General features: G+C 43.7%; 25 protein-coding genes and 1 riboswitch. Of the genes, 14 read left to right on the top strand and 11 right to left on the bottom strand.

The features are described 5' to 3' along the window. Positions 1-43: 43 nt before the first annotated feature. Positions 44-1972 carry a gliding motility-associated C-terminal domain-containing protein gene (locus FW774_RS16900; protein ID WP_149349402.1) on the top strand — a complete coding sequence of 643 codons (1929 nt, stop codon included), beginning with the start codon at positions 44-46 and terminating at the stop codon, positions 1970-1972. 17 nt (positions 1973-1989) lie between these two features. On the opposite strand, the gene FW774_RS16895 is transcribed toward FW774_RS16900, so the two are convergent. After that, a complete protein-coding gene (locus FW774_RS16895; RefSeq protein WP_149349401.1) occupies positions 1990-2829 on the bottom strand; it encodes a DUF4349 domain-containing protein in 840 nt (279 codons plus the stop codon). Between the two features lie 266 nt (positions 2830-3095). On the opposite strand from FW774_RS16895, the gene FW774_RS16890 reads away from it, so the two are divergent. Further along, positions 3096-4469, top strand: coding sequence for a hypothetical protein (locus tag FW774_RS16890; RefSeq protein WP_149349400.1), 1374 nt, complete (start codon positions 3096-3098; stop codon positions 4467-4469). Positions 4470-4488: 19 nt separating this feature from the next. Here the strand turns inward: FW774_RS16890 and FW774_RS16885 are convergent, their stop codons facing one another. Next, on the bottom strand, positions 4489-5745 hold the full coding sequence (locus FW774_RS16885; RefSeq protein ID WP_149349399.1) for a prephenate dehydrogenase: 1257 nt from the start codon (positions 5743-5745) through the stop codon (positions 4489-4491). Positions 5746-5938: 193 nt separating this feature from the next. Between FW774_RS16885 and FW774_RS16880 the strand changes: the two genes are divergently transcribed. Next, complete coding sequence (locus FW774_RS16880; RefSeq protein ID WP_149349398.1) at positions 5939-6550, top strand: hypothetical protein; 612 nt, start codon at positions 5939-5941, stop codon at positions 6548-6550. A 179-nt stretch (positions 6551-6729) separates the two neighbouring features. Here the strand turns inward: FW774_RS16880 and cfa are convergent, their stop codons facing one another. The 8 genes from cfa to FW774_RS16840 all read right to left on the bottom strand — a co-directional run bounded on the left by cfa (position 6730) and on the right by FW774_RS16840 (position 13182). After that, positions 6730-7845, bottom strand: coding sequence for a cyclopropane fatty acyl phospholipid synthase (gene cfa / locus FW774_RS16875; RefSeq protein ID WP_149349397.1), 1116 nt, complete (start codon positions 7843-7845; stop codon positions 6730-6732). A 128-nt stretch (positions 7846-7973) separates the two neighbouring features. Next, a complete protein-coding gene (locus FW774_RS16870) occupies positions 7974-8183 on the bottom strand; it encodes a hypothetical protein (RefSeq protein ID WP_149349396.1) in 210 nt (69 codons plus the stop codon). 5 nt (positions 8184-8188) lie between these two features. Continuing rightward, entirely contained in the window at positions 8189-8632 is a 444-nt protein-coding gene (locus FW774_RS16865) for a universal stress protein (RefSeq protein ID WP_149349395.1), read from the bottom strand. An 11-nt stretch (positions 8633-8643) separates the two neighbouring features. Further along, positions 8644-9018, bottom strand: a complete 375-nt coding sequence (gene crcB, locus FW774_RS16860; protein ID WP_149349394.1) for a fluoride efflux transporter CrcB — start codon at positions 9016-9018, stop codon at positions 8644-8646. A 109-nt stretch (positions 9019-9127) separates the two neighbouring features. Continuing rightward, positions 9128-9499, bottom strand: coding sequence for a DUF190 domain-containing protein (locus FW774_RS16855; RefSeq protein WP_149349393.1), 372 nt, complete (start codon positions 9497-9499; stop codon positions 9128-9130). Continuing rightward, positions 9492-10892, bottom strand: a complete 1401-nt coding sequence (locus tag FW774_RS16850; protein WP_149349392.1) for a voltage-gated chloride channel family protein — start codon at positions 10890-10892, stop codon at positions 9492-9494. Before FW774_RS16850 ends, FW774_RS16855 begins: the two co-directional genes overlap by 8 nt. Positions 10893-11084: 192 nt before the next feature. Further along, positions 11085-12362, bottom strand: a complete 1278-nt coding sequence (eno, locus tag FW774_RS16845) for a phosphopyruvate hydratase (RefSeq protein WP_149349391.1) — start codon at positions 12360-12362, stop codon at positions 11085-11087. A gap of 40 nt (positions 12363-12402) precedes the next feature. Continuing rightward, positions 12403-13182, bottom strand: a complete 780-nt coding sequence (locus tag FW774_RS16840; protein WP_149349390.1) for a metallophosphoesterase family protein — start codon at positions 13180-13182, stop codon at positions 12403-12405. Positions 13183-13340: 158 nt separating this feature from the next. Beyond that, a riboswitch (Fluoride riboswitch) is annotated at positions 13341-13405 on the bottom strand. A 108-nt stretch (positions 13406-13513) separates the two neighbouring features. Between FW774_RS16840 and FW774_RS16835 the strand changes: the two genes are divergently transcribed. The 4 genes from FW774_RS16835 (at position 13514) to FW774_RS16820 (ending at position 17550) form a co-directional block, all read left to right on the top strand. Beyond that, complete coding sequence (locus FW774_RS16835) at positions 13514-13894, top strand: hypothetical protein (RefSeq protein WP_187774937.1); 381 nt, start codon at positions 13514-13516, stop codon at positions 13892-13894. A 43-nt stretch (positions 13895-13937) separates the two neighbouring features. Beyond that, positions 13938-15332 (top strand): histidine--tRNA ligase, encoded by a 1395-nt coding sequence (gene hisS / locus FW774_RS16830; RefSeq protein ID WP_149349388.1) that lies wholly within the window; start codon positions 13938-13940, stop codon positions 15330-15332. A 138-nt stretch (positions 15333-15470) separates the two neighbouring features. Continuing rightward, entirely contained in the window at positions 15471-16439 is a 969-nt protein-coding gene (locus FW774_RS16825) for a pectinesterase family protein (RefSeq protein ID WP_149349387.1), read from the top strand. Positions 16440-16728: 289 nt separating this feature from the next. Then, the gene (locus FW774_RS16820) at positions 16729-17550 is read left to right on the top strand and encodes a hypothetical protein (protein WP_149349386.1); all 822 of its coding nucleotides are present in this window, start codon (positions 16729-16731) and stop codon (positions 17548-17550) included. 191 nt (positions 17551-17741) lie between these two features. Here FW774_RS16820 and FW774_RS16815 read toward each other — a convergent pair whose 3' ends face one another. Next, positions 17742-18251: a YdeI/OmpD-associated family protein gene (locus tag FW774_RS16815; RefSeq protein ID WP_149349385.1), complete on the bottom strand. Its 510-nt coding sequence runs from the start codon at positions 18249-18251 to the stop codon at positions 17742-17744. 393 nt (positions 18252-18644) lie between these two features. On the opposite strand from FW774_RS16815, the gene FW774_RS16810 reads away from it, so the two are divergent. The 7 genes from FW774_RS16810 to FW774_RS16780 are packed head-to-tail and all read left to right on the top strand — an operon-like array spanning position 18645 to position 23984. Then, complete coding sequence (locus tag FW774_RS16810; RefSeq protein ID WP_149349384.1) at positions 18645-19328, top strand: GNAT family N-acetyltransferase; 684 nt, start codon at positions 18645-18647, stop codon at positions 19326-19328. Beyond that, complete coding sequence (gene argG / locus FW774_RS16805; RefSeq protein ID WP_187774936.1) at positions 19328-20521, top strand: argininosuccinate synthase; 1194 nt, start codon at positions 19328-19330, stop codon at positions 20519-20521. Before FW774_RS16810 ends, argG begins: the two co-directional genes overlap by 1 nt. Before the next feature lie 28 nt (positions 20522-20549). Beyond that, positions 20550-20909 (top strand): four helix bundle protein, encoded by a 360-nt coding sequence (locus FW774_RS16800; protein WP_149349382.1) that lies wholly within the window; start codon positions 20550-20552, stop codon positions 20907-20909. A 32-nt stretch (positions 20910-20941) separates the two neighbouring features. Continuing rightward, entirely contained in the window at positions 20942-21994 is a 1053-nt protein-coding gene (gene argC / locus FW774_RS16795) for an N-acetyl-gamma-glutamyl-phosphate reductase (RefSeq protein WP_149349381.1), read from the top strand. A 48-nt stretch (positions 21995-22042) separates the two neighbouring features. Continuing rightward, on the top strand, positions 22043-22453 hold the full coding sequence (locus tag FW774_RS16790; protein ID WP_149349380.1) for a four helix bundle protein: 411 nt from the start codon (positions 22043-22045) through the stop codon (positions 22451-22453). Positions 22454-22457: 4 nt separating this feature from the next. Beyond that, positions 22458-23597: an aspartate aminotransferase family protein gene (locus tag FW774_RS16785; protein WP_149349379.1), complete on the top strand. Its 1140-nt coding sequence runs from the start codon at positions 22458-22460 to the stop codon at positions 23595-23597. 30 nt (positions 23598-23627) lie between these two features. Beyond that, positions 23628-23984, top strand: a complete 357-nt coding sequence (locus FW774_RS16780; RefSeq protein ID WP_149349378.1) for a four helix bundle protein — start codon at positions 23628-23630, stop codon at positions 23982-23984. Positions 23985-24027: the final 43 nt, after the last annotated feature.

Genomic DNA, 24027 nt, shown 5'->3' with positions numbered 1-24027 from the left:
AAAAGAATCATATTGCGCCACATTTAAACAGCAGGATACTTGCATGAAGGCAGGAGAATTATTGGCTATACTTTTTTTCATACTGCTGCCATTTCTTAGTTTTTCACAACCTGCAGGAGGAAGCTTTGGCGATCCGGTAGTTAATATCGATTTCGGTTCGGCAGCCACCGGCCCAAACTTTACCGCCAGCACAGGCTATCAGCGGATTTATACCGATTGTCCTAACGATGGAAATTATATTATCGCAACACGATCGCCAAACTGCTTTAGCAGCGCCTGGCATATTTTACCCGAAGATCATACTCCCGGAGATACCAACGGATATATGATGGTTGTAAACTCCGATCCTGTGGCCGGCAAAGATTTTTACCGGCAAACCGTGACCGGCCTCTGCCCCAATACTACTTACGAATTTGCCGCCTGGATAATTAATATCAACAAAAAAGACAACTTATACCCCAATGTTACTTTTACCATTGAAACACCCAATGGCACTGTTTTAAAGAATATAAACACAGGTGATATTGAGAAAACGGCAACTCCCGAATGGAAAAAATACAGTGTTACCTTTACAACACAGCCGGGACAGCCTGATATTGTGCTGGCTATAAAAAACAATGCACCCGGGGGCTCCATTCCGGGCAATGACCTGGCGCTTGACGATATTACCTTCCGGCCGGCCGGCCCCACATTAAATCCTGTTATTACCGGTACCGGTTCAAACAGCACACACCTGTGCGAAGGAGATACAAGATCCCTTGAATTTACTACAGCAGATGTTTCTACCTTTTATACCTCACCCCGCTACCAATGGCAGCAAAGTGATGACGGAATAAACTGGATGGATATTCCCGGAAACAGTGCCACTCATCCTGCTTATACCGCTTCATTTGTCAACGTTCCGGCAGGCGCCTACTATTACCGCATGCTGGTTGCAGAAACCGCTAATTTCAACTCGCCCTCCTGCCGCGTAGCTTCCGATCCGATAAGCGTAACTGTAGATCCGCCCCCTGTTATTGCAGCAGAAACACTTCCCGTTTGTGAAGGAAGCACCTTGCAGCTTAACCTCGAAGCCACCGGTTTTTTTAAGTGGACCGGCCCCAATGGCTGGACTTCAACTGAGCAAAAACCTGCTATTCCCCATATTCAATTAAACCAGGCCGGAACTTATTCCGTTACTATCAATAACGGCCTCTGTACCTATAACAGGACGACCAAGGTAACCGTAAATCCATTGCCTCATGCCGATGCCGGCCAGGATATCATGCTATGCGAGGGCGAAAGCACCACGCTCAATGCAAGCGGTGGAATAATGTACCAGTGGTCGCCGGCTACGGGGCTTTCAGATCCCAACACTCAGAACCCTGTAGCCAAGCCTCTAACCACAACTACATATACCGTGCTGGTAACCAGTGCCAGCGGCTGCCAGGCTTCAGCCAAGGTAACCCTCAAGGTATCTCCAAAAATAGAGGTTAATGCCGGCGATGACCAAATAACAGTGCAAAAGCACCCGGTCTATTTAAAAGGTACCGTTAACCGGAACTCCGATTACTATATTGTATGGGAACCGTCCGACTTCCTGGACAACCCGCACAGTCTCACTCCCATTGCCACACCTCTACACGATATCACCTATACATTAAAAGCCTTTACCAGCGATGGTTGCCCGATGAATGAAGACCAGGTTTTTATACGGGTGTACCAGTCGCTTGAAATTCCGAATACGTTTTCTCCCAATGGAGATGGTATCAACGATACCTGGAATATCGCCGCGTTAAACACTTATCCCCATTCAGTATTAACAGTTTATAACCGTTATGGTAATGTTGCCTTTAGAAGTGTTGGATACCCGGATGCCTGGGATGGTAAAAACGGAGGTAAAGATCTGCCGGCAGGAATATATTACTACACCATTGACCTTAAAGAAAGAAATGAAAAGACCATTTCCGGATGGGTCGTAATTCTGCGCTAATGCTTTTGTCTATCCTATTACACCGCCGCTCCTTTGCCTTTGTACTTCCGGATGATAAACCATACCAGTATGCCGGTTATAATGAATAACCACAGGTGCACACAGGCTACAATAAAGGTTTCGAACAAATTCAGGCCGCTTACAAAAGCCTGCCCTACGCGACTGAGAAACGGCAGGTTATAATCAGAAAGGTCGGTGTTGGCTATGGTTTCCTTATGAACAAGCGCATTTTCAGAGAAATTGAGCTGAAGCGTACTGTACTGCACCGCGGCATCGATACGTTTGTTGGCTATTAACAAGTCTACATTTTCGTTCTGTTTATCAATAGCTGTTACCGCATCGCTGGCTTTATTTACTGCTCCGGGTTTTAAAGGTAAAGCCGAATAATTCTTTTGTTTTAGTTTTGACGACAGGTAATCCAGGCCTTTATCGTCTACATCCAGGTTACTCGACCATATTACCTTAGCCAGCGAACCAACCCGGTACATAAAATCTTCCAACTGCTCTGACGGAATCCGAACGGTCATTTCCGCCCGTTTAAACGATGAACTGATTACCAATAACGAATCTGCTGACAAGCGGATATGTTTACTGCCATTCTCTACCGTTTCTATCCGCTTATGCGTTACCAGCCCCCCGTTCTGACGAACAATACCCGACAGCTCCATACTGGTTTTATTAACATCGGATACCTTAAAATCCATACCGGCCGTTTTAACCAGCTTTACCGAATCATCGCCGGGCATAGCCATCGTATCTAAAGCCATATTAATACTCTCGGCCGATTTATTGCCATTACTGCATGCATAGAGCAGCATGCCCATACATCCCCATAAAATTACCTTACGTTTTTTCATCACTAATTGGTTATTTCCAGTTAATACACCTCGAGCACAGAATGTAACCTTGCAATTAAAAATACCGGCACAGTTTGTTCGGGTGCAATTCAAATTGTCGCCGGTTGGTGGGGACACCAACCGGGGCGGAAGCCGTGGGCGGTGTCCCCACCAACCACACGAAGCAAGTAATGCGACAATTTGAAATGCACCCGTTTGTTCCTGTTATCCAATTAAAAAGATTTATATTTAAAGCAAAATCTTTAAACCTAACATCTTATCAAACCATGAAAAGGATCTTCTTTTCGCTTGTAGCGACAGCGCTTACTTTATCAGGATATTTATACGCACAAGTTCCGGCTAATAACGCACTCCTTGCTTCGTTATTAAATAAGGCCAGACAAGAACATAAGCCGGTACTGCTAATGTTTGATGTACCGGTAATGGCAAGCAATGAACAAAGCAGGAAGATATTGTCTGTTTTTCACGATAAATCCGTTCAGCAGGTTTTAATCAGCGAGTTTATTTACCAGCGGCTGACCTGGAACAATGCAGAAACCTCTAAGCTGGCTGCACATTATAAAATTTACACATTGCCTTGCTTCCTTTACCTGGATACTAACGGCACACCTATTTATCGTACAACAGGCTATTCTTCGTCTGCGCAACGATATGTAGCAGCTGCAAATTATGCGCTCAATATATGGGAAAGCGGTAAAAATCTTTCTGCTTACGACAGCCTGTACCGTAAAGGTGACCGGTCGCGAACTTTCCTTAAAACCTATATCACTGAAAGGAAGCGCCTGGGATATTTAGATAATGCCAATTTGATTGAAGAATATGTAAAGCAATTAAAAATTGATGATCTCAACTCATTTGATGAAGTGGTATTTATCCTGGAGGCCGGGCCAGCTATTGATAGCAGTGCTTATAAACTGGCTACCTTGAACCGTAAACTAAAAGACAGCATTTATAAATCATTGCCTTCAGTCAGTCGCACCAATATCAACTCCCGGATTATCACAAACTCTATGGCCAAAGCTATAGCTACCTGCAATATTCGCCTGGCCTATCAAATTGCAAGCTTCGCGAAAGGCGCTTATGGAAAAAACCTGGAAGCCGGCAGAGGCGCAGGTCAAAGCCAGCTACTTGCCTACTTTAAAGGCACTAAAGACACCGCCAACTTTTTGGCCCGGGGCGTGGATTTTGTCAGTCGTTATTATCTCAACATCAGCTTAGACTCAGCAAAACGTTTTCACCAACGGGAATTGGATTCGGCAAAGGCAGCACGAAAGAAAATTCAGGCATCCGTTAGCGATACCGCCAACCGAACTTTAGTTTACAGCCCGTCAAGAATTACTACTCCAACCGGCTATGCCTCAAAACTAAATAACATAGCCTGGGACTTTTACCAGACCGGTACCACAAATCCCGTTTATCTAAATAAAGCCTTATCCTGGGTTGAACGGGCAATAGCTATCAACCCGAGTCCGGCTTATTACGATACCCAGGCGCATTTATATTATCGCCTGCAACTTTATACAAAAGCCGAAGTTGCACAAAAAATCGCTATCAGAACCGCTAAGAAGAAGTTATTACCCAAAGAATATGTTACACGTTTTAGCAATGAACTGGCTAAGATGAAAAGCAGAACCTTATAATTTAGCCGGAATAGAACCGCTATCCCAGCCGCTTGATCAGTTCGGCACTTTGCTTCAGTCCGTCCTGCAATTTATCTTCAAAGAAAGCCTTGGTATCTTCAAAATGGGCTTTGTAACCAACCAGGTCGCCGTAGCCGATAATGGAAGCCCATTCCCGTACCGCCGAGTGAAATTCCAGGTCATCGCCCCGGATCGTTTTATCAAACAAAGCGGTTTCCAGCGATTCTTCCAGCAAGTCCTCGTTTTTAAACAGGTACTCGGCAATACCCAACCGCAGCCGGAAAGGTGGTGTTTGCCCCACCAGGTTATCGTAAGGGTTAACACCTAAATGGTACCAGGCATCAACCATCGCCAGCAAACTTAAATGCGAATTGGGTTTGCGTACGCCGGAACCTTCCGACAGCTTATAGGTTTTCATAATACTGTCGTCCAACATCAGCAGCTCACAGCTCTCATGAAAAACAAACTCTTTTGCCCGGTAAATACGTTCGCGAAAGGCTTTGGCGTTTTCCTGTATCATCAGCTTAAATAACTCCGACTCAGATTCGGCATAACGCTTAACCTGCTTACGGGCATACGGATTGAGGATAGCAAGCCCGGCATATACGTGTGCCTTATAGGCAAATATCCGTAAGGTAGTCAGAATTTTCACGTTATCAATACCGCCATTATTGTACGAATCGTTATCCCAGGGAAAAAATTTAGCGTTTTTCCAGGCCGTACCCATACTTTCAAAACCCATGTGTGTAAGAGCCTGCGTATCGGCAACAATTTTATCGTGCACATGGTAATCCGGTATCTCGGCAATGTTTGAGCCAAGCGCTTCATATATGTTAAGCGCTTTTTTATAGGCGTCGTCTGTAGCTCGATGCCGGATAACAATAAGCTGCTGCCCCGCTGTTGAGAAACCAGGCCCATGTAATGAATGACAGGTTACAATATTGACATCTTTTGGCAAATAGGTTTCGAAAGCCTCGATTTCGGGATGTTTGACCGAGGTCTGTCCGCCAACAATAGCGCCATATTTGGTAGCATGACCATAAGCTGCCACTACATCTTTTATCTTCTCGGCTTCTACCGAATAAATGATAAAATCTGACGACCGGGAAACCTGGATACCGTCTTCGGCCACTTCTATCCCGAAAGGAGATAGCTCGGCAGAAAGGCTTTCACGCAGCTGCGGAACATCGCAACCCATTACCCTGTAACCGGCTTTGGCAAAAGCTTTGGCATAAAGCTTCCCCATATCGCCTAAACCAATGATACCTATGTTCATGCTGTAAAGATAGCTATGCAATTAATATCCCACGGTAAAACACAATAAATTTATACGTATGCTGTTTAGATAAGTGGAACCAGAATACTAAACTATGAGCCCGACATGATTAAAATAAATATTAGACGTCAAGATAAATATTTATTTTAATCATCAAAGGTTCCATCTAACCATTAAAAATATAAAATAACAGATGAAACTATTATTTATTTCGTGCATGTTTTTGGGATGGCTGTCTGCCGTTTCGGTGGCAATGGCGCAGGACACCACAGCTGTGAAAGACAATACCTTGCGGGGCCAGTACCTGTACATGCTATCCAAATCGAACAATTACCAGGGTTACAAGGTCATTAATCAATCGCGGTTAGCCGCTCTCTGGAAAAACTTTTCAGACACCTTAAGTAAAGCAAGAGCCCATGCTGCCCAGTTACAAAATAAGCTGAACGAACAGCAACAGGTGATAGCCGATTTGAAAAACAACATGGCCAATAAGGATAAAACGCTTGCCGAATCAAACGCGATGGTAAACGAAATTAAATTCCTGGGCATACCTATTAATAAAGGCACTTATAGCACCATTATGTGGCTACTGGTTTTTGCCCTGGCAGCTGTGCTGGCTTTTTTTGTTTTCCAGGGGGCACGTCATAGAAAAGAAGCCCGTTACCGGATCAAACTTTTTGAGGAGCTATCGGAAGAATACCAAAACCATAAGATCCGGGCCAACGAAAAGGAGAAAAAACTTGCCCGTGAACTGCAGGACGAACGCAATAAGCTGGATGAATACATGAGCCGGGGAATAAGATAGTTGAAAGGTGGAAGGTTATAAGTTGTAGGTTTTACGTGGTACGTTTTTTAGGTTAAAGGGCGGAAGGCGGAGGGTTTAGTCCGAAAGCTGGAAAAGTTCGGAAGCGATTTGATAGTTGACAATGGACAGTTGATAATGGACGAATCACTAACCATCGGGGCTTTAAAATCTAAATCCAATTATCGTACAGAATCATAACCTACTTTTCGAACCGGTTTGGTAAGTACGATTTGCCACAGGTTATTTCTTCGCGACCGGAACGCGGAAGCGCTGACACATAAATAATATTTCCACATCCGGTAAAATGTATCGCCGTAATGACTGCTCAGTTCCGGCCAGTGTTGTTCGAAATTTTTCAACCAGGCCATACAGGTACGATCGTAATATGTACCGAAATTATGCCAGTCTTCCATGATGAATAGCCCCTCAATTGCCCCGGCAACTTGTGCTATAGAGGGTAGCATGCCATTTGGAAATATGTATTTGTTTATCCACGGATCGGTTGCGTTTACCGATTCATTACCACCGATGCTATGCAGTAGAAAAATTCCATCATCGCTAAGATTTTCAGACACTGTTTTCATCAACGTGCGGTAGTTTTTATAGCCAACATGCTCAAACATGCCTACCGAAACAATCCGGTCAAACTTTTCATGCAAATCCCGGTAATCCTGTATATGTATATCAACGGGTAAACTGCTGTTGACCTGCCGGGCAATAATGGCCTGTTGTTCAGATAGTGTTATCCCTACCGCCGAAACGCCGTAATGAGTAACCGCAAAATTAACGAGTCCGCCCCAGCCGCAACCAATATCTAACAAACGCATACCGGGCTCAAGTTTTAGTTTCCGGCAAATCAAATCCAGCTTTGCTTCCTGGGCTTCGTCTAAGGTTTGTGCATTTTTCCAGTAACCGCACGAATAAACCATTCGCTTATCCAGCATTTTCCGGTACAGGTCATTACCAATATCGTAATGTTTCAGGGCCACTTCTTTTGACCGGGAACGGGTTTGCCGGTTGATGAATTTCGCCTTTAGAGCATACCAGAAAGCTGACCAGTTAAACGGCACGTTCTTGTCTAACTGGTGATACAATATACGTGTAAAAAACTCATCCAGGGCATTACAATCCCACCATCCGTCCATATATGCTTCGCCCAGGCCCAGGGAACCTTTACTAAAAATACGATCATAAAATCCGGGATGATGCACCTGCGGATCCCAGGGATGGTCTCCATTAATGACAATACCTGTTTTTTCCAGTAACTTCTCTGTGATTTGCTGGGGTGAGCTCATTTTTTGTAAAACATTACTATGCCGGATCGGCTAAATAACAGTTGTTTCTTCAACATCACAAACGACATAAAGTTTCATAATAATTAAGCTATATAACAATAGTTGTCACAAGGCAAATCAGCTGCTTTTTAAAGATTACTTTTATAAATCGCATAGTAAATCGCAATGGTTAGCACAAAAAAGAAAATAAATGCAACAACAGCGCTCTTAACGGATTCTGTGAACACACGCCTGCCTTTAAAATGATGCTGGAGCTCGTTATACGCAATAAGATATGCCATTATTCCGGCAACTATACCCAGGCCTGTTCCCAGCAGAATGAAGAACCTGATTTGCACAATTGTTAATGTTCTTTATCAATCGGGACGATAAACACCGGCACATGCGAATCCCGCAAAATACCTTCGGCCATACTACCCATTAGCAGGCGGTTAAGCCCTTTTCGCCCGTGTGTGCCTGCCACAATAAGCTGTGCGTCCCAAACTTTGGCCATTTGCAGAACGGTGGCTTTCACCTCGCCTTCCGGTGCAAAAATCTCGGTTTCAACACCATTGGAGTAATCCCTGACAACCTGGTGCAGAAACTCTTCCATGTGCTTTTTCAGAAGATGAGCCGCCTGGTCGGGAAATACCCCCGCATCTACATTTCCTTCGGCCAAAGCCTGGTCGGTAACTCCTATTAATCCTACTTTCGCATGCAACTGCGCTGCCAAATCATAGCCGTACTGAACAGCTTTTAGTGATGGCGGACTGTCATCGGCAACTATTAAAATCCTGTCGTACTTCATACGTTCTATTTTTAAATGTTACGTGCAACCAATATGCCCATATAGGTTGCTAAAAATCCCAGTGCAATACTGCTCACGGTGTACAGCAACATGGTAAACAGCTGATGGTCGCTTATTAACTGTACGTTTTCGAATGTAAAGGATGAAAATGTGCTGTAACCGCCGCAAAGTCCTGTTATCAGGAATAAGCGCCAGTTTAGCGAACCTGCCCCCAGCCGGTCGCTAAAAAAAACTAAAAAGCCAATAAGAAAACAGGCGGTAATGTTTACCAGAAACGTTCCGTAGGGAAAAACAGAGGCTATTAAACCGGTTACCCACCGGTTTACCAGGTACCGTAAAACGGAGCCTAAACCACCACCTAAAAATATAATGAGTAAGGGTCGCATGAAAGTTAAAAGTATAAAGTTAAAGGTTTAAAGTACCCACCTGGTTTAGAATCATCACGATAAAGATAAATTACATGTATCATAACTTACAGTTAATCGGCTCTACAGTTTAGTTAAACTTAACCTCCCAAAACTCTACCGGTTTGAATACCAGCATTCTTCCTTTCAGGAGGCCTGCATGTTTCTGACAAAATGCTTCCAGTTTTTGTTTTTCGTCAATAAGCTCTACACACACAAATAAATCCTGGTTAGCCAATTCTACATTTCCAGTGTTGATTTTGCCATGCATGGAATAACCGTGATGGGTTTGATAAACCGAAGCATTCATCAGGTGGTCATGTTTGGCATATTTAACCAGCTCACGGTACAATTGTCTTGATTTAAGCCGGTGAATAAATCCCGTAGCCTGTATCTTTTCCATAGGCTTAACATAAATCTGGAGCTTACCCAATGTTTTCTCAATAATTACCGGCTTATCCATTTTCCTTTTTCTTAAATGGTAATTTGTATTTTCTTAACTTCTGATGGATGTATCCACGACGCTTCATCGCTTCGGAGAGGGATGCATCATCGGCAACATGGTCATCAAATATTTTAGGGATTGCTATTCGCTGAGCGCTGTAAATACCAGAATGTCCGCTAAAAAAATAGGCAGTAAAGCAGGCTATAGCAAACAACAGAGTATGTTCACCGCCAAACAGCTCAATGCCCATCACGGTACAGGCTAGCGGTGTGTTGGTTGCCCCGGCAAATACGGCTATAAAACCTAACGCGGCAAACAAGCTTACCGGGGCGTTTAATATACCTGACAGGGTATTACCCAAGGTAGCACCAATGTAAAACAGTGGGGTAACCTCGCCACCCTTAAAACCGGTTCCCAGTGTAATGGTGGTATAAATGGTTTTCCAGAGCCAGCTCCAGGTATCTGCACCTCCTGTATGAAATGCCGAGGGTACGGTTATCGCTCCCGGGTATTCGGCATCTACGCCCAGGCTGAGATAATCGGGTTTACCCTGCAGGAAAAACAGGCCGATAATCACCAAACCGCCAAACACCGGTATCATCCACGAGTGTTTAAAGATGCTAATACAGATGGTTTTGATTTCATGCACCATACCGGCGAAAAGAAAACTGGCCAGTCCGAAAGCGGCTGATGCGATAATCACTTTGCCGAGCAGCAGTACATCGGTATGAAATAAATCCGACATCACAAACGGTACATGCACCAGGTTATCGATATGGTAATGCGTATGCTGAACATTCCATGCTGCTACGGTCATGTCGCCAATAACCGCGGCTATCAAGGCCGGCAACAAGGCATCGTATTGTATACGCCCGATAGTTAGCACCTCCATGGCAAAAATGGCGCCTGTTAGCGGCGTTCCGAACACTGCGCCGAACCCGGCTGCTACACCGGCTGTCAGCAACATGCGCATATCCAGTCCTTTCAGTTTAAACCAATCGCCAAACATGGCGGCAATACTGCCTCCAATTTGTACGGCTGTACCTTCACGACCGGCAGAACCGCCAAACAAATGCGTCATCACGGTAGTGAGCAGGATAATGGGCGCCATGCGTTTAGGCACGCCGCCGCCTTCCTGATGTATCTGCTCCATTATCAGATTGTTGCCCTTTTCTGCCGATTTTCCTATCCACTGGTAAATAAAATGAATGAGCAATCCGGCCAGGGGCAGCAAAAATAACAGCCAGTTATGATTGAAACGGAAATGGATAGCTGTGTTAAGCAACCACAGGAAAAAGGCAATCATGCTGCCAATGACCAGCGAAACGGGAACAACGAGTATCGTCCAGCGTAACAGGTGCTTAATAATAATGTGGTGTTCTTTAAATGTTATTTTACTATGCGAGCTCATTATTTGTTTTTGTGCAATTTAATGTAAGTTTGACTGTAATTTATTGATTTTTAACATTCTATATTAAGATTGCTTCACTCCGCCCACCATTGCAACCTCTTCAGTTCGCAATGACGAAAACAGGGTCATCATTATTTTTTCTGCGCTATTCGGAAGAGGCAATCTTTTAGGTATTCCATCGAACTACATTAACTATATTTTAAACGTATTTAATCCGGCAAAGAATGCCTTGCCGCCCAGCTCTTCTTCAATACGGATTAGCTGGTTAAATTTAGCTACCCGCTCAGACCGGCATCCGCTACCGGTTTTAATATGCCCGGCATTGGTTGCCACTACCAGGTCGGCAATGATGGTGTCCTCAGTTTCACCGCTGCGATGCGAGATAAAACAATTATAATTATTTTCCTGTGCCAGCTTAACGGCGTCGAGCGTTTCGGTAATAGTTCCAATCTGGTTCAGCTTTATCAGCACGCTGTTGCCGATACCCTGCCTGATACCTTCGGCAATGATTTTCGGATTGGTACAGAAAATATCATCGCCCACCAGTTCTACTTTGCTGCCTAAAGCAATGGTCATTTCCTTCCAGCCATGCCAGTCGTTCTCACCCAAGCCGTCTTCCAGCAGTACGATAGGATATTGTTTAATCCATTTATCCCACAGCATAATCAATTCTTCGGAACTTACCTGTTTCTGGCTGCTCTTATAGAAAACGTATCTGCCATTTTGCCACATTTCGCTGGTTGCGGGGTCAATGCATATAGAAATGTGTGTGCCCGGTGTATAACCTGCCTGATGAATGGCTTCCAGGATAACTTCTATAGCTTCTTCGTTAGAATTAAGATTGGGCGCAAAACCGCCTTCATCGCCTACACCGGTGAAATAGCCTTTACTTTTCAGCAGGTTTTTCAGGGTGTGAAACACCTCTTCGCCCATGCGGATACTTTCCTTAAAGGACGGCGCATGATGCGGGGCTATCATAAATTCCTGGAAATCCAGGTTATTATCGGCATGCCGGCCACCATTGATTACGTTCATACAGGGTACGGGTATGATATACTGTTCCCGCTCTACCAGTTGCCGGTAGAGGGGTATTTTCTTAGCATCGGCCGTTGCCCTTGCAAAAGCAATGGATGCCGCCAGGATAGCGTTTGCCCCTAAACGCTCTTTATTCGTAGTGCCGTCTAAATCAATTAAAAAATGGTCAAATGCGGCCTGTGAATCAAAGTCTGCATTGCCGATACTACGGGCTACTTCGTTGTTGAGCTGCGAAACGGCTTTCTCCACTCCCTTGCCTCCGTAGCGTTTGGCATCGTTATCTCTCAGTTCAACGGCTTCCTTCTCGCCGGTACTGGCGCCCGATGGCGAAATTCCTCTGCCTTTTGAGCCATCTGCCAGCTCGATTTCTGCTTCTACCGTTGGATTACCGCGTGAATCCAGGACTTCTCTTGCTTTTAATTCTTTTATTTTCATAGTTTACTGCAATTATATCTTAAAATGTTTCGGTTATTAATCATATAGCACTACTACCAATCAGTAATTCGGCATATAAATCCGGGATTTCACTTTCTATTATCGCTTGTATGGTTCTGTACCAATCATAATTTACCCGGTGGATATGCGCTTGTATGCTGTCCGCATCATATAGGGAGCTGTTTTCTGTTATTTCCAGCAAGCACCAGGCGGCACGCATGTCGCCGTCTTTCGGCTTTCCAACGGAACCTGCATTAATGGCATGCTTGTATATTTTTTCATTGTTCTGTTCGGTAAACAACAGGCGATGATAAGGACGGTGGGTGTGCCCCATCAACATGATATCCGCATTGTAGCTGTCCATCATGGCCAGCAGCTCCGGCTCATTAAAATCCTCCTGGATATACTGGTTAATGCTTTCGGGACTGGCGTGTGTCATCAGCATGCGGATATAAGGGATTGAATCGCCCGTTTCCAATCGCATATTACGGGGTAAAGTTCTCAGGTATTCCCTGTTTTCCGCACTTATCTGCTTATTGGTAACGGCAATGGCCTGCAAGCCGGCCTGCCGTTCTTCTTCGGACCTGAAAGAAAATGCAAAGGACGTTTTGTTATGGCCTATGCCCTCATCGTGGTTGCCCATAATTACCGGGATATTGCGTTCCCGCAGTACATTGATAACCTCGTTTGTCCAGGGAGCAAAGTTCACCAGGTCACCCAAACAATATATATCATCGGGGTGATGTGCCTCAATATCTGCCAATACGGCTTCCAGTGCCGGCAGGTTTCCATGGATATCGCTAAAAAGAGCTAATTTCATGTCAATACCATTTAAATCATGTGTTTATTTGCAATTGACAGAAAAAGGCAGTAAGAAAACCGGACACAGCTAAAAGCCGCACGGCAAAATCTACACTGAAGTTTGATTCTTTCTGATTCACCTGCAAATAATTTTCAGAACAAGCAACATTGCTCATTCTGTTTGCAGGCGCCATCAGCTTTTTAGGGCGGTTAAATCGGAAGACACCATTTCCGTAGGGCTAAGATAAGGAATAAATGTAATAAACAAAATTTCGGCGGTCGGACATAATGTCCATATTTTTCGCAAATTTGAGTCATGCCCGAACGTCTTGAAGAAGGTAATTTATCTGATGACAACGGGCATTTATGTAGAATCATGGGGGCGGGGTATCAGTAAAATGACTGAATTGTGCGTAGCTGAAGGACTTCCAAAACCAACTTACCTTGTTGAGGGTTCAGACTTTTGGGTAGAGTTCAGGAAAGACATTTATCATAGGGAATACTTACAATCGCTTGGACTGAATGAAAGACAAGTGAAAGCGGTATTGTATGCAAAAAAGAAAGGTAAGATTACGAATAAGGAGTATCAGGAGCTGAATCAAATATCTAAACGGACAGCTACCACTGAGCTGACCGAATTGGCAGAGAGATATGCTTTATTTAAAAGAGAGGGAACTTCATCCGCTTCTCAATATCCAATACCATTGAAAAACAAGATTTACCTCCCGTGAACTTTACATAAAAACCATTTCACCGTTTTTGTACCTTTGCCGCATGGCGAGCATTAAGACTTCTGTTCCAAAAGGCACACGCGATTTTTCACCGGTTGAGATGGTAAAACGCAATTATATTTTTGACACCATTAAAACAGTGTTCAGGAAATACGGCTACCAGGAGATACAGACGCCAAGCATGGAAAACCTGGATACCCTGACCGGCAAATACGGTGATGAAGGCGATAAGCTGATTTTTAAGATACTGAACTCAGGGAATTTTCTGAATGCTGCCCGGAAAAAGGATGTTGATTTTACTGATGAAAACGGCAGTGCAAAACTAACCTCCTATATTTCAGAAAAGGCGCTTCGCTATGACCTCACCGTACCTTTTGCCCGTTATGTAGTGATGCACCAGAACGATATCGCGTTTCCGTTCAAACGTTTCCAGGTACAGCCGGTTTGGCGGGCCGACCGTCCGCAAAAAGGACGTTACCGCGAATTTTACCAGTGCGATGCCGACGTGGTTGGTTCAGACAGCCTGCTGAACGAAGCGGAGTTCATTTTGATTTACGATGAGGCCCTGTGCAACCTGGGATTGACCGATGTTACCATCAAGATCAATAACCGCAAAATATTATCGGGTATAGCAGAAATTATCGGCAAGCCGGAACTCATTGTGGATATGACCGTGGCCATTGACAAGCTGGATAAAATCGGGCTGGATGGCGTAATTAATGAGCTGCTTGAACGTGGCTTTACTGCTTCTGACATCGAAAAGCTGAAACCGGTTATCCTGCTGGAAGGCACAAACGAAGAAAAAATAGCTTCGTTAAAAGCAGTACTGGCCGTATCAGCAACCGGGCTGAAAGGCATCGCAGAAATTGAAACTATTTTTAAATACCTGAAAGACCTCACATCTCAAATCTCAAATCTCAAATCTCAAATCCAATTAGATATTACCCTTGCCCGCGGACTGAACTATTATACCGGGGCCATCTTCGAGGTAAAAGCTAATGGTGTTTCTATTGGCAGCATTGGCGGTGGTGGCCGTTATGATGACCTTACGGGGATGTTCGGGCTCAAAGGGCTGACAGGCGTGGGTATTTCATTTGGCGCCGATCGTATCTATGATGTAATGGAAGAGCTCCAACTGTTCCCTGAATCGGCTAACGAAACCACTAAGGTATTGATCACCAATTTTGATGCGGAAAGCGAGCGCTATGCCCTGCCTTTGCTTACACAGTTACGCTCGCTGCAAATAGCAACAGAATTGTACCCGGCGTCAGCGAAGTTGAAAAAGCAAATGAGCTATGCCGATGCCAAGCAAATTCCGTTTGTTATCCTGATAGGCAGCGAAGAAATTCAGTCGGGTAAGCTGACGCTGAAAAATATGAAAACCGGCGAGCAGCAGCAACTGGACAGGGAGCAATTGATCCAAAAACTAACGGATTAAATATTCACGTAACGGTCGTATTACGGCATCGATGCCGGGAACGATTGCATCAAATTTTCCGGTATATTGCTTGGCTTTTTTAGTAAACTGTTGTATTGTTGTTTGTTAACGATATAGCTAACCACCATAAACATGACGATGTCAGGTATAACCGGAAAAGCAATTCTGCTGCTTGCTATGATTTTATTGGGCATATTGCGCTTGCAGGCAGATACCCAACCGCACTTTACAGTTGCCCAAGATGGCAGCGGCGATTTTAAAACGGTACAGGAAGCCATTAATGCCGTGCCCGATTTCAGGCATGAGACTACCGTTATCTTTATAAAGAACGGCGTTTATAAGGAAAAGCTGATCCTCCCCGGCTCTAAAAAATTGGTGCAGTTTATTGGCGAAAGTGCCGATAAAACCATTCTGACCTATGACGATTATGCCACCCGGAAGAATGTTTTTAGCGAGACCATTGGCACTTCCGGATCTTCCAGCTTTTTCATTTATGGCGATGACTTCTCTGCAGAAAATATCACGTTCGAAAATTCGTCCGGCCCGGTGGGACAGGCCGTAGCCGTTTGGGTTGCCGCTGACCGCTGCTATTTTAAGAACTGCCGTTTTCTGGGTTTCCAGGATACGCTTTATACTTACAGCGCACGTCAGCTATATGAAGATTGTTATATTGAAGGCACCACCGATTTTATTTTTGGTTCGGCTACTGCTGTGTTTAACCGCTGTACCATTTATTGTAAAAAAGGCGGACAATATATTACCGCAGCTTCTACGCCCGAAAACACACCTTTTGGCTATGTATTTTTACACTGCAATATCAGGGGTGAAAGTGGGGCCTCGTATTTTCTCGGTCGTCCATGGCGACCGTATGCCCGTGTGGTTTATTTATACTGCAGCCTGGAGGATTTTATTAAACCCGGAGGCTGGGATCCCTGGGGAAAGGAATCAAATAAAAGCACGGCTTTTTATGCCGAGTATAAAAATTCAGGGCCGGGTTTTAAACCCGGGAGCCGGGTGAACTGGTCGCATCAATTGACAGACGAGGAAGCTAAAATTTATACGATACAACATATTCTGGGTGATTGGGCGGCTAATGTTAGAAAGTAAGCTTGAAGCGGAAAGCCAAAGGCTTAAAGCCCAAGCAGGTTTGATAACAATAAACCTTGCATTATGCAATCTGTTAATAATTAGCTTAAAGCGATGGTAAAGAAACGATAATAGCAGAACGATTTAAAAGATGATCTGATTATTATATATATTCCCATGAAATTATTCAAATAAACAGCGATATTGATGCCCGCAACATACAGCCATAAAAACACTTATCCTTAACTAACCGATAGTTTGAGTAAATAATTGTTTCATCCGACAGCATTGGTTTTTATTCAAAAACAGCATGACAGATGATATTTTATACAAAACAGACAAAGAATGTAAGGATATGCTGCAATATATCTTCCGGGATGCTTTGCAGCTAAACAATAAAATTGCCCCCGACGGGTGGAAACATTCAGAATTTGTATTATTGCTGCATCCTACACCTGAACAACAATACGAGGAGTATATCCGCATAAGCGAAAATATAAACAGGCTTACAAAGAAAACCGGAATTGAGAAGAAAGATATACATGAGTTTCAGCAGGATGATTTAGGAGATATACCCGAATGCAAAGAGTTTCTGTACGTGTTGGGTTTAACGGTATATGATATTTTTTCTAATAATCATGAAGTAATTGGGGCAGATAACAAAGTGTATGATTTAGGCTCGTTCAGAGGAAGCGGCGGGTTTATAGCTGATTTTTTAAACGAATATTTTCCTGAACATGCAGGCGATTACGACTATTTGGATTTTTATATGGGAACTTACGTAATAGGCGAAAGAGGAAACCTGCTGCCGTTTTATGAATATATTTTTCAAAAGATCAAAGATTTGAAAGGCGATTGGAGGTATCATTTCCCAAGAATGTATGTGATAGACCCGAAACAGCTTTCGGATAATACTGATAGCACCAAACCCGAAGATTACAGCCCCGAACAGTCAATGCGAAAGCAGCTCGAAACTATCGAAAGAGATAAGGAAATTAAAAACCTCCGGGATGATCTGGACAAGATACACAGAGAAGAATATGAAAATGCCAGGTATCAGCCTTTGATCCCGTTGGTACAGGCCTACAAAAATGTGTATGGAAAATTGCCTGATGGATACCCTTCCGTCTGATTACAACGCAGACAGCGTTTTGAACGCTGTCTGCGTTAACGTCTCAGAAAAGTAATAGCAGCACTGGCCTAATCAAGCTAAACCCGACAGCAGCGGCAGCCCCGAATGCAATGAGGGCTATAGCGGATGGCGGGACTATCGGTACCGACATACTACAGCAACTGCTTTTCAAAAAGATTTTTCGACAGTAATTACTGCTTTTGTGCTTTGGCAGCCCGCATCATTTCGGGGAAACTCCAGCCTTTTGCTAAGGCATTAACCGCTTTTGCGATGCGGTTTGCCCTGGTGGCTTCGGTTTTGGCGCTTTCTATCCATTTGCTGAAATAATTGCGATGTCCTTTGGTCAGGGAATTAAAAAAATCCAGCGCTTCGGGCTCATATTTCAGGCATTCCAACAGTTCCGGAGATATTTCAATTTCGGAAGTATCCACTTCCAGGGAAACCGCTAAGGTGGCGCCTTTACCTTTTCTAATGCCCTTGCGCATGGTGGCATTAATAGCCATAATAAAATTTCCCTCGCCCATAGGCATTAAAGCCACCTGCCTGATCGGATGATTATCCAGCGTACCTTTTACCCGGAATGATTTTTTATTTCCCGGCAGAAGTTCGGCAGCGATATGTGCCGGAATTTCAATATACGTCCAGCCGGTTTTTTCGCCCTGTTCGGCAAATTGTAAAATCAACGCAGTGAAGCTAACCATGTTGCGATAAGAATACCTGAAAAAATTACAATAAAATCAAAAATAACTATTGTAATAAACAAATTTTATTCGAACTTTTGCAGCCTGATATCAAATTTAATTCACTGTAAGTCAAAAGACATAGCGATGAATATAGGTGTTTACATAGCTGCAAATGCAACCAAAGGCGCAAACGGATGTTTGTTCAGCGTTGCGTATGCCCTGTTTAACAGTGAAAAGCTTGTTTTTAAACACCGACGATCTTTTAGGCCAAGAGCTTGATTCTTTGGCTTTCTCTCCAAACAAACCGTTTAATACGGTGTCTCTTTTAGTAGTTTTAACATAGATTTTAACCCGAAGGCGCATTGAAAAAGAAGCTTTCCAGTCCGATTAAAACCCGGGTATTTTACTAAAATGCAAGAATCAGATTTTGTTGTTATTCCCGCAACAGAAAAACATATCGTATATGCCGAGCAGATCTGTAAGGAGATGGAAGAGTCGGCTAAAGCACGGGGTACAGGTATAGCCAGGCGTTCGCCCGAATATGTAGCGCAGAAAATGCTGGAAGGCAAGGCTGTAATAGCCCTGCATAAAGACGGCCGGTGGGCCGGGTTTTGTTACATAGAAACCTGGAGCCACGGTGAGTTTGTAGCTAATTCAGGTTTGATTGTAAGTCCTGAATTCCGCAAGGCCGGTTTGGCTAAAGCCATTAAAAAAAGGATATTTGCCTTATCGAGAGAAAAATATCCCAAAGCCAAGATATTCGGTCTGACTACGGGCCTGGCGGTGATGAAAATCAATTCCGAACTGGGGTATGAGCCCGTAACTTATTCAGAGCTGACACAGGATGAAAATTTCTGGAAAGGCTGCCAGAGTTGCGTAAACTACGATATCCTGACCATGAAAGAGCGTAAAAACTGCTTGTGCACAGCCATGCTCTGGGATCCTGAAGAAAAACAAAAGCAGGCTGAAGACCAGATGAGCAAGGTAACGCGTAAAGCGTCGCTGCTTGAACGTATCGAGGCGAAATTGAGGCGTACCACAAAAATGATTGTTGTTTTTACATCGGTTTTACCCGGATTTTTACATAAATTATAATGAAGAAAAAAGTTGTTTTAGCATTTAGCGGAGGTTTGGATACCTCGTTTTGTTGCATTTATCTGGCGCAGGATCGCGGGCTGGAAGTGCATACAGTTATTGTGAATACCGGTGGCTTTTCTGATGAAGAGCTAAATGAGATTGAGAAACGTGCCTATGTCCTGGGCGTAGCTTCGCATGCTGTAGTAGACGAAACTGAAAATTATTACAACAGCTGCATTAAATATCTGGTATTTGGCAATGTGCTTAAAAACGCCACTTATCCGCTATCGGTAAGCGCCGAGCGGGTGAGCCAGGCAACGGCTATTGCCAATTATGTAAAAAAGATCGGTGCCGATTACGTGGCACATGGCAGCACCGGCGCCGGTAATGACCAGGTGCGTTTTGATATGATCTTTAATATCCTTATTCCGAATGTTGAGATCATCACACCTATCCGCGATTTGAAGTTATCGCGAGAAGCGGAGATAGAATACCTGCACAAGCACGGCGTAAACTATAATGCTGAAAAAGCGAAGTATTCTATCAATAAAGGTTTATGGGGAACGTCCGTTGGCGGTAAAGAAACGCTGACCAGTCATGATACCCTTCCGGAAGAAGCATGGCCAACACAGGTAACCGAAACAGCGCCACGCAGGCTGGAATTATCATTTGAAAAAGGCGAGCTGACAGGTATTAATAGTGAGAAACTTTCTCCTGTTAAAGCGATACAGAAGCTACAGGCTATTGCACAAGCGTATGGCATTGGTCGCGATATTCATGTAGGCGATACCATTATCGGTATCAAAGGCCGGGTTGGTTTTGAGGCAGCTGCACCGATGATCATCATCAAAGCGCACCATACGCTCGAAAAACATACTTTAACCAAATGGCAGCTGAGTTGGAAAGAGCAACTGGCATCGTTTTACGGTAACTGGCTGCACGAGGGGCAGTTTCACGACCCCATTATGAGAGATATTGAGGCCTTCTTAACCTCTACCCAGCGTACGGTGACCGGAAATGTATTTGTAGAATTGTTGCCTTATCGCTTCCAGGTTATCGGTATTGAATCGCCGCACGATTTAATGAGTAGCAAATTTGGCAGCTATGGCGAAATGAACAATGCCTGGACCGGCGAAGATGTGAAAGGATTTTCAAAAATCTTTGGCAACCAGGTAATGATTTGGCATAAGGTAAACAGCGAGCAGAGTTGAAGGTTAAAAGTGGAAAGTTAAAAGTACCGTGCAAAATTACAAAGAACTGTTGGTATGGCAGAAAGCACATCATTTTACATTGAAAATGTATGCTGTTGTTACGTCTTTCCCTAAAGAAGAAACCTACAATTTAACAAGTCAAATTAAGCGGTCTGCTTCATCCATAGGAACTAATATTGCCGAAGGATGCGGTAGATACACACAAAAAGACCTGGCGAATTTTCTACAAACAGCTTTGGGTTCAGTTCATGAGTTAGAATATCAATTATTATTGTCGAAAGATTTAAAATTTATTGATAACGAATTGTTTGTGGAATTAGAAAAAGAAGCGGGAGAAATTAAGGCAATGTTAATTTCACTAATTAAGAAAGTCAGATTTGAGCCCTGAACTTTAAACTTTGAACATTCAACTTTAAACTTATGATAAAGGCGGGAATTATAGGCGGAGCAGGTTATACAGGCGGCGAAATGCTGCGTATCCTGGTCAATCATCCGGATGTTGAAATAGCATTTGTGCACAGTAAAAGTAATGCCGGCAATTTCATATCGGATGTGCATACCGATTTGTTTGGCGATACTGATTTGAAATTTTGTGGCAACGAGGTGCTCGAAGCCCTCTCCCTTGGAGAGGGTTTGGGAGAGGCCGATATACTATTTTTATGTGTTGGGCACGGCGATGCCCGGAAGTTCCTCGAAGCAAACCCGGTTGCTGAACGTATTAAAATTATCGACTTATCGCAAGATTTTAGATTGAAGGCCAACTCCTCCCTTTCGGGGAGGCTGGGAGGGGCTTTTGTTTATGGTTTACCTGAGCTTAATCGCGACAGCATAAAAACCGCTAAGAACATTGCTAATCCCGGCTGTTTTGCAACCGGTATACAGTTAGGTTTATTGCCATTGGCGGCAAAAGGTTTGCTGAAAAGCGAGGTTCATATCAACGCCACCACTGGTTCTACCGGAGCGGGACAAAGTCTGTCGGCAACCTCACATTTTAGCTGGAGGAATAATAACCTATCGGTTTACAAGGTATTTACGCATCAGCATTTGCAGGAAATCAGCGAATCGTTAAATCAATTACAACCAGGATTTCTGCCGGTGTCTGAACTTTCCTTACTGGAACGGGCGGCACAGAAGCTTACCATTATTCCGCAACGCGGCGATTTTACACGCGGTATTCTGGCCGCCATGTACACCGACTGCGACCTGTCATTAGAAGAAGTCCAAAACCTGTACGAAGATTATTACGCTAATGAACCGTTTACACACGTAAGTCGTAAGAATATCGATTTAAAGCAGGTGGTGAACACCAATAAATGCCTGATATATTTAGAAAAGCACGGTAACCGGTTATTTATTGTAAGCATCACCGATAACCTGCTAAAGGGCGCCAGCGGACAGGCCGTTCAGAATATGAATCTGCTCTTTGGACTGGATGAGCGGGCTGGACTGAGGCTGAAGGCTGTCGGGTTTTAGGTTGAAGGTGGAGGGTAGAAAGGCAGAAGGTCAAATGAACGATAAGCAATGAGAGATTATCAGAAGTTAGATATTTGGAAAAAAGCGCATTCTTTTACCTTGCAGGTATATCAAAAGATATTGCCTTTAATGCCTTCGGAAGAAAAATTTGCATTGACTCAGCAAATTCGACGAGCGGCGTATTCTATTCCACTAAACATTGTAGAGGGTTCTAGAAAAAACACAGACAAAGATTTTACCCACTATCTTGATAATGCACTTGGTTCGACAAAAGAAGTGGAATATGCGTTTATACTGATTAAGGACTTAGGATATATAAGTGAAGAAGACTATTTGATTGTTTATAAAGACATTAATGAGATTAAAGCAATGTTAATTGCGTTTATTAAATTTTTAAGGAAAGGGCAGGATAGTCAGGCTGTGCCTTCAAACCTTCCGCCTTCAACCTTTAAACCTTAACAAAATGAATCTATTCGACGTTTACCCACTTAACAACATAGAAATTGTAAAAGCAGCAGGCAGTAATGTCTGGGATGCTGAGGGACAACAATATTTAGACCTTTACGGCGGTCATGCTGTAATTTCCATCGGGCACACCCACCCGCATTATGTAAAACGCATTACTGAGCAGTTAAATAAAGTTGGTTTTTATTCCAACTCAGTGAAAATTCCGTTACAGCAGCAACTGGCCGAAAAGCTCGGTCAGGTTTCGGGAAAAACGGATTATCAGCTGTTCTTGTGTAATTCAGGGGCAGAAGCTAATGAGAACGCGTTAAAGCTGGCATCGTTTTATAACGGAAGAAAGAAAGTTGTAGCTTTTTCCGGCGCTTTCCACGGACGGACGTCGTTAGCTGTTGCTGTAACCGATAACCCTAAAATTGTAGCGCCGGTAAACCAAACCGGCAATGTGATTTTTTTGCCGCACAATGATGAAGCTGCTCTGGAAGAGCTTTTTCAAAAACAAGGCGACGAAATCGCGGCGATTATTATTGAAGGTATCCAGGGCGTAGGCGGTATTAAAGAAGCGTCAAAAAGTTTCCTGCAAAAAATACGGTCGCTTTGCGATGCATATAATGCTGTTTACATTGCCGATAGCGTGCAGTGCGGCTACGGACGAACCGGTTCATTTTATTCGCATGATTATGCCGGCGTTGAGGCCGATATCTATACCATGGCAAAGGGAATGGGCAACGGTTTCCCGATTGGCGGAATATCTATTGCGCCTAAATTTAAACCCTGGCATGGTATGCTGGGTACCACATTCGGAGGCAACCATCTGGCCTGTGCAGCAGCGTTGGCTGTGCTTGAAATTATGGAGCACGATAACCTGATGCAAAATGCCGCCGAAGTTGGCAACTACCTGATTAGCGAGTTGAAAAAACTGGATGGCATTCATGAAGTTCGTGGACGGGGACTGATGATCGGCATTGATTTGCCCGCAGAAAAATCGGCGGTAAGAAAGAACCTGTTATTCAAACATCATATCTTTACCGGCGAAGCCAAGCCAAACGTTATCCGGCTGCTACCCGCATTAAACCTGACAAAGGAACATGCAGATGAGTTTTTGGAGGCATTTAAAGAGGTTATAAGTGATACGTTATAAGTGATACGTTTTTAAGCTATGTAAGAAATTATGCAGAACTACAAGGAGCTAAAAGTTTGGGAGAAATCGCACTTGCTTGTTCTTGATATTTATCGGATAACTGCCAAATTCCCTAAAGAAGAGATTTTCGGAATTACAAGTCAGATTAGAAGATCAGCGGCTTCAATTCCTGCAAATATTGCTGAGGGATGTGGGAAGAACTCTCAGCTCGATATGGCTAATTTCCTAAACATTTCGCTTGGTTCTGCAAATGAAACAGATTACTTTTTACTATTATGTAAAGATTTGCAATACATTTCCGAAACCGATTTTTTTGAATTGGAGAACACAATAAATACTATTAAGGCAATGCTCATTAATTTGATTACTAAAGTTAGAAATAAGTAGTGCAAACTACGTATTACGTATAACTTAAAACTTACAACTTAAA

It is taken from the genome of Pedobacter sp. BS3 (genome assembly GCF_008274585.1).
In the GTDB taxonomy this organism is placed as follows: domain Bacteria; phylum Bacteroidota; class Bacteroidia; order Sphingobacteriales; family Sphingobacteriaceae; genus Hufsiella_A.
This window is presented reverse-complemented; position numbering and strand designations above follow the sequence as displayed.

Bases quoted from the DNA above. Each gene is read 5' to 3' on its own strand.
- FW774_RS16900 (WP_149349402.1), top strand. From the start codon at position 44: ATGAAGGCAGGAGAATTATTGGCTATACTTTTTTTCATACTGCTGCCA.
- FW774_RS16895 (WP_149349401.1), bottom strand. From the start codon at position 2,829: ATGAAAAAACGTAAGGTAATTTTATGGGGATGTATGGGCATGCTGCTC.
- FW774_RS16890 (WP_149349400.1), top strand. From the start codon at position 3,096: ATGAAAAGGATCTTCTTTTCGCTTGTAGCGACAGCGCTTACTTTATCA.
- FW774_RS16885 (WP_149349399.1), bottom strand. From the start codon at position 5,745: ATGAACATAGGTATCATTGGTTTAGGCGATATGGGGAAGCTTTATGCC.
- FW774_RS16880 (WP_149349398.1), top strand. From the start codon at position 5,939: ATGAAACTATTATTTATTTCGTGCATGTTTTTGGGATGGCTGTCTGCC.
- cfa (WP_149349397.1), bottom strand. From the start codon at position 7,845: ATGAGCTCACCCCAGCAAATCACAGAGAAGTTACTGGAAAAAACAGGT.
- FW774_RS16865 (WP_149349395.1), bottom strand. From the start codon at position 8,632: ATGAAGTACGACAGGATTTTAATAGTTGCCGATGACAGTCCGCCATCA.
- crcB (WP_149349394.1), bottom strand. From the start codon at position 9,018: ATGCGACCCTTACTCATTATATTTTTAGGTGGTGGTTTAGGCTCCGTT.
- FW774_RS16855 (WP_149349393.1), bottom strand. From the start codon at position 9,499: ATGGATAAGCCGGTAATTATTGAGAAAACATTGGGTAAGCTCCAGATT.
- FW774_RS16850 (WP_149349392.1), bottom strand. From the start codon at position 10,892: ATGAGCTCGCATAGTAAAATAACATTTAAAGAACACCACATTATTATT.
- eno (WP_149349391.1), bottom strand. From the start codon at position 12,362: ATGAAAATAAAAGAATTAAAAGCAAGAGAAGTCCTGGATTCACGCGGT.
- FW774_RS16840 (WP_149349390.1), bottom strand. From the start codon at position 13,182: ATGAAATTAGCTCTTTTTAGCGATATCCATGGAAACCTGCCGGCACTG.
- FW774_RS16835 (WP_187774937.1), top strand. From the start codon at position 13,514: ATGACAACGGGCATTTATGTAGAATCATGGGGGCGGGGTATCAGTAAA.
- hisS (WP_149349388.1), top strand. From the start codon at position 13,938: ATGGCGAGCATTAAGACTTCTGTTCCAAAAGGCACACGCGATTTTTCA.
- FW774_RS16825 (WP_149349387.1), top strand. From the start codon at position 15,471: ATGTCAGGTATAACCGGAAAAGCAATTCTGCTGCTTGCTATGATTTTA.
- FW774_RS16820 (WP_149349386.1), top strand. From the start codon at position 16,729: ATGACAGATGATATTTTATACAAAACAGACAAAGAATGTAAGGATATG.
- FW774_RS16815 (WP_149349385.1), bottom strand. From the start codon at position 18,251: ATGGTTAGCTTCACTGCGTTGATTTTACAATTTGCCGAACAGGGCGAA.
- FW774_RS16810 (WP_149349384.1), top strand. From the start codon at position 18,645: ATGCAAGAATCAGATTTTGTTGTTATTCCCGCAACAGAAAAACATATC.
- argG (WP_187774936.1), top strand. From the start codon at position 19,328: ATGAAGAAAAAAGTTGTTTTAGCATTTAGCGGAGGTTTGGATACCTCG.
- argC (WP_149349381.1), top strand. From the start codon at position 20,942: ATGATAAAGGCGGGAATTATAGGCGGAGCAGGTTATACAGGCGGCGAA.
- FW774_RS16790 (WP_149349380.1), top strand. From the start codon at position 22,043: ATGAGAGATTATCAGAAGTTAGATATTTGGAAAAAAGCGCATTCTTTT.
- FW774_RS16785 (WP_149349379.1), top strand. From the start codon at position 22,458: ATGAATCTATTCGACGTTTACCCACTTAACAACATAGAAATTGTAAAA.
- FW774_RS16780 (WP_149349378.1), top strand. From the start codon at position 23,628: ATGCAGAACTACAAGGAGCTAAAAGTTTGGGAGAAATCGCACTTGCTT.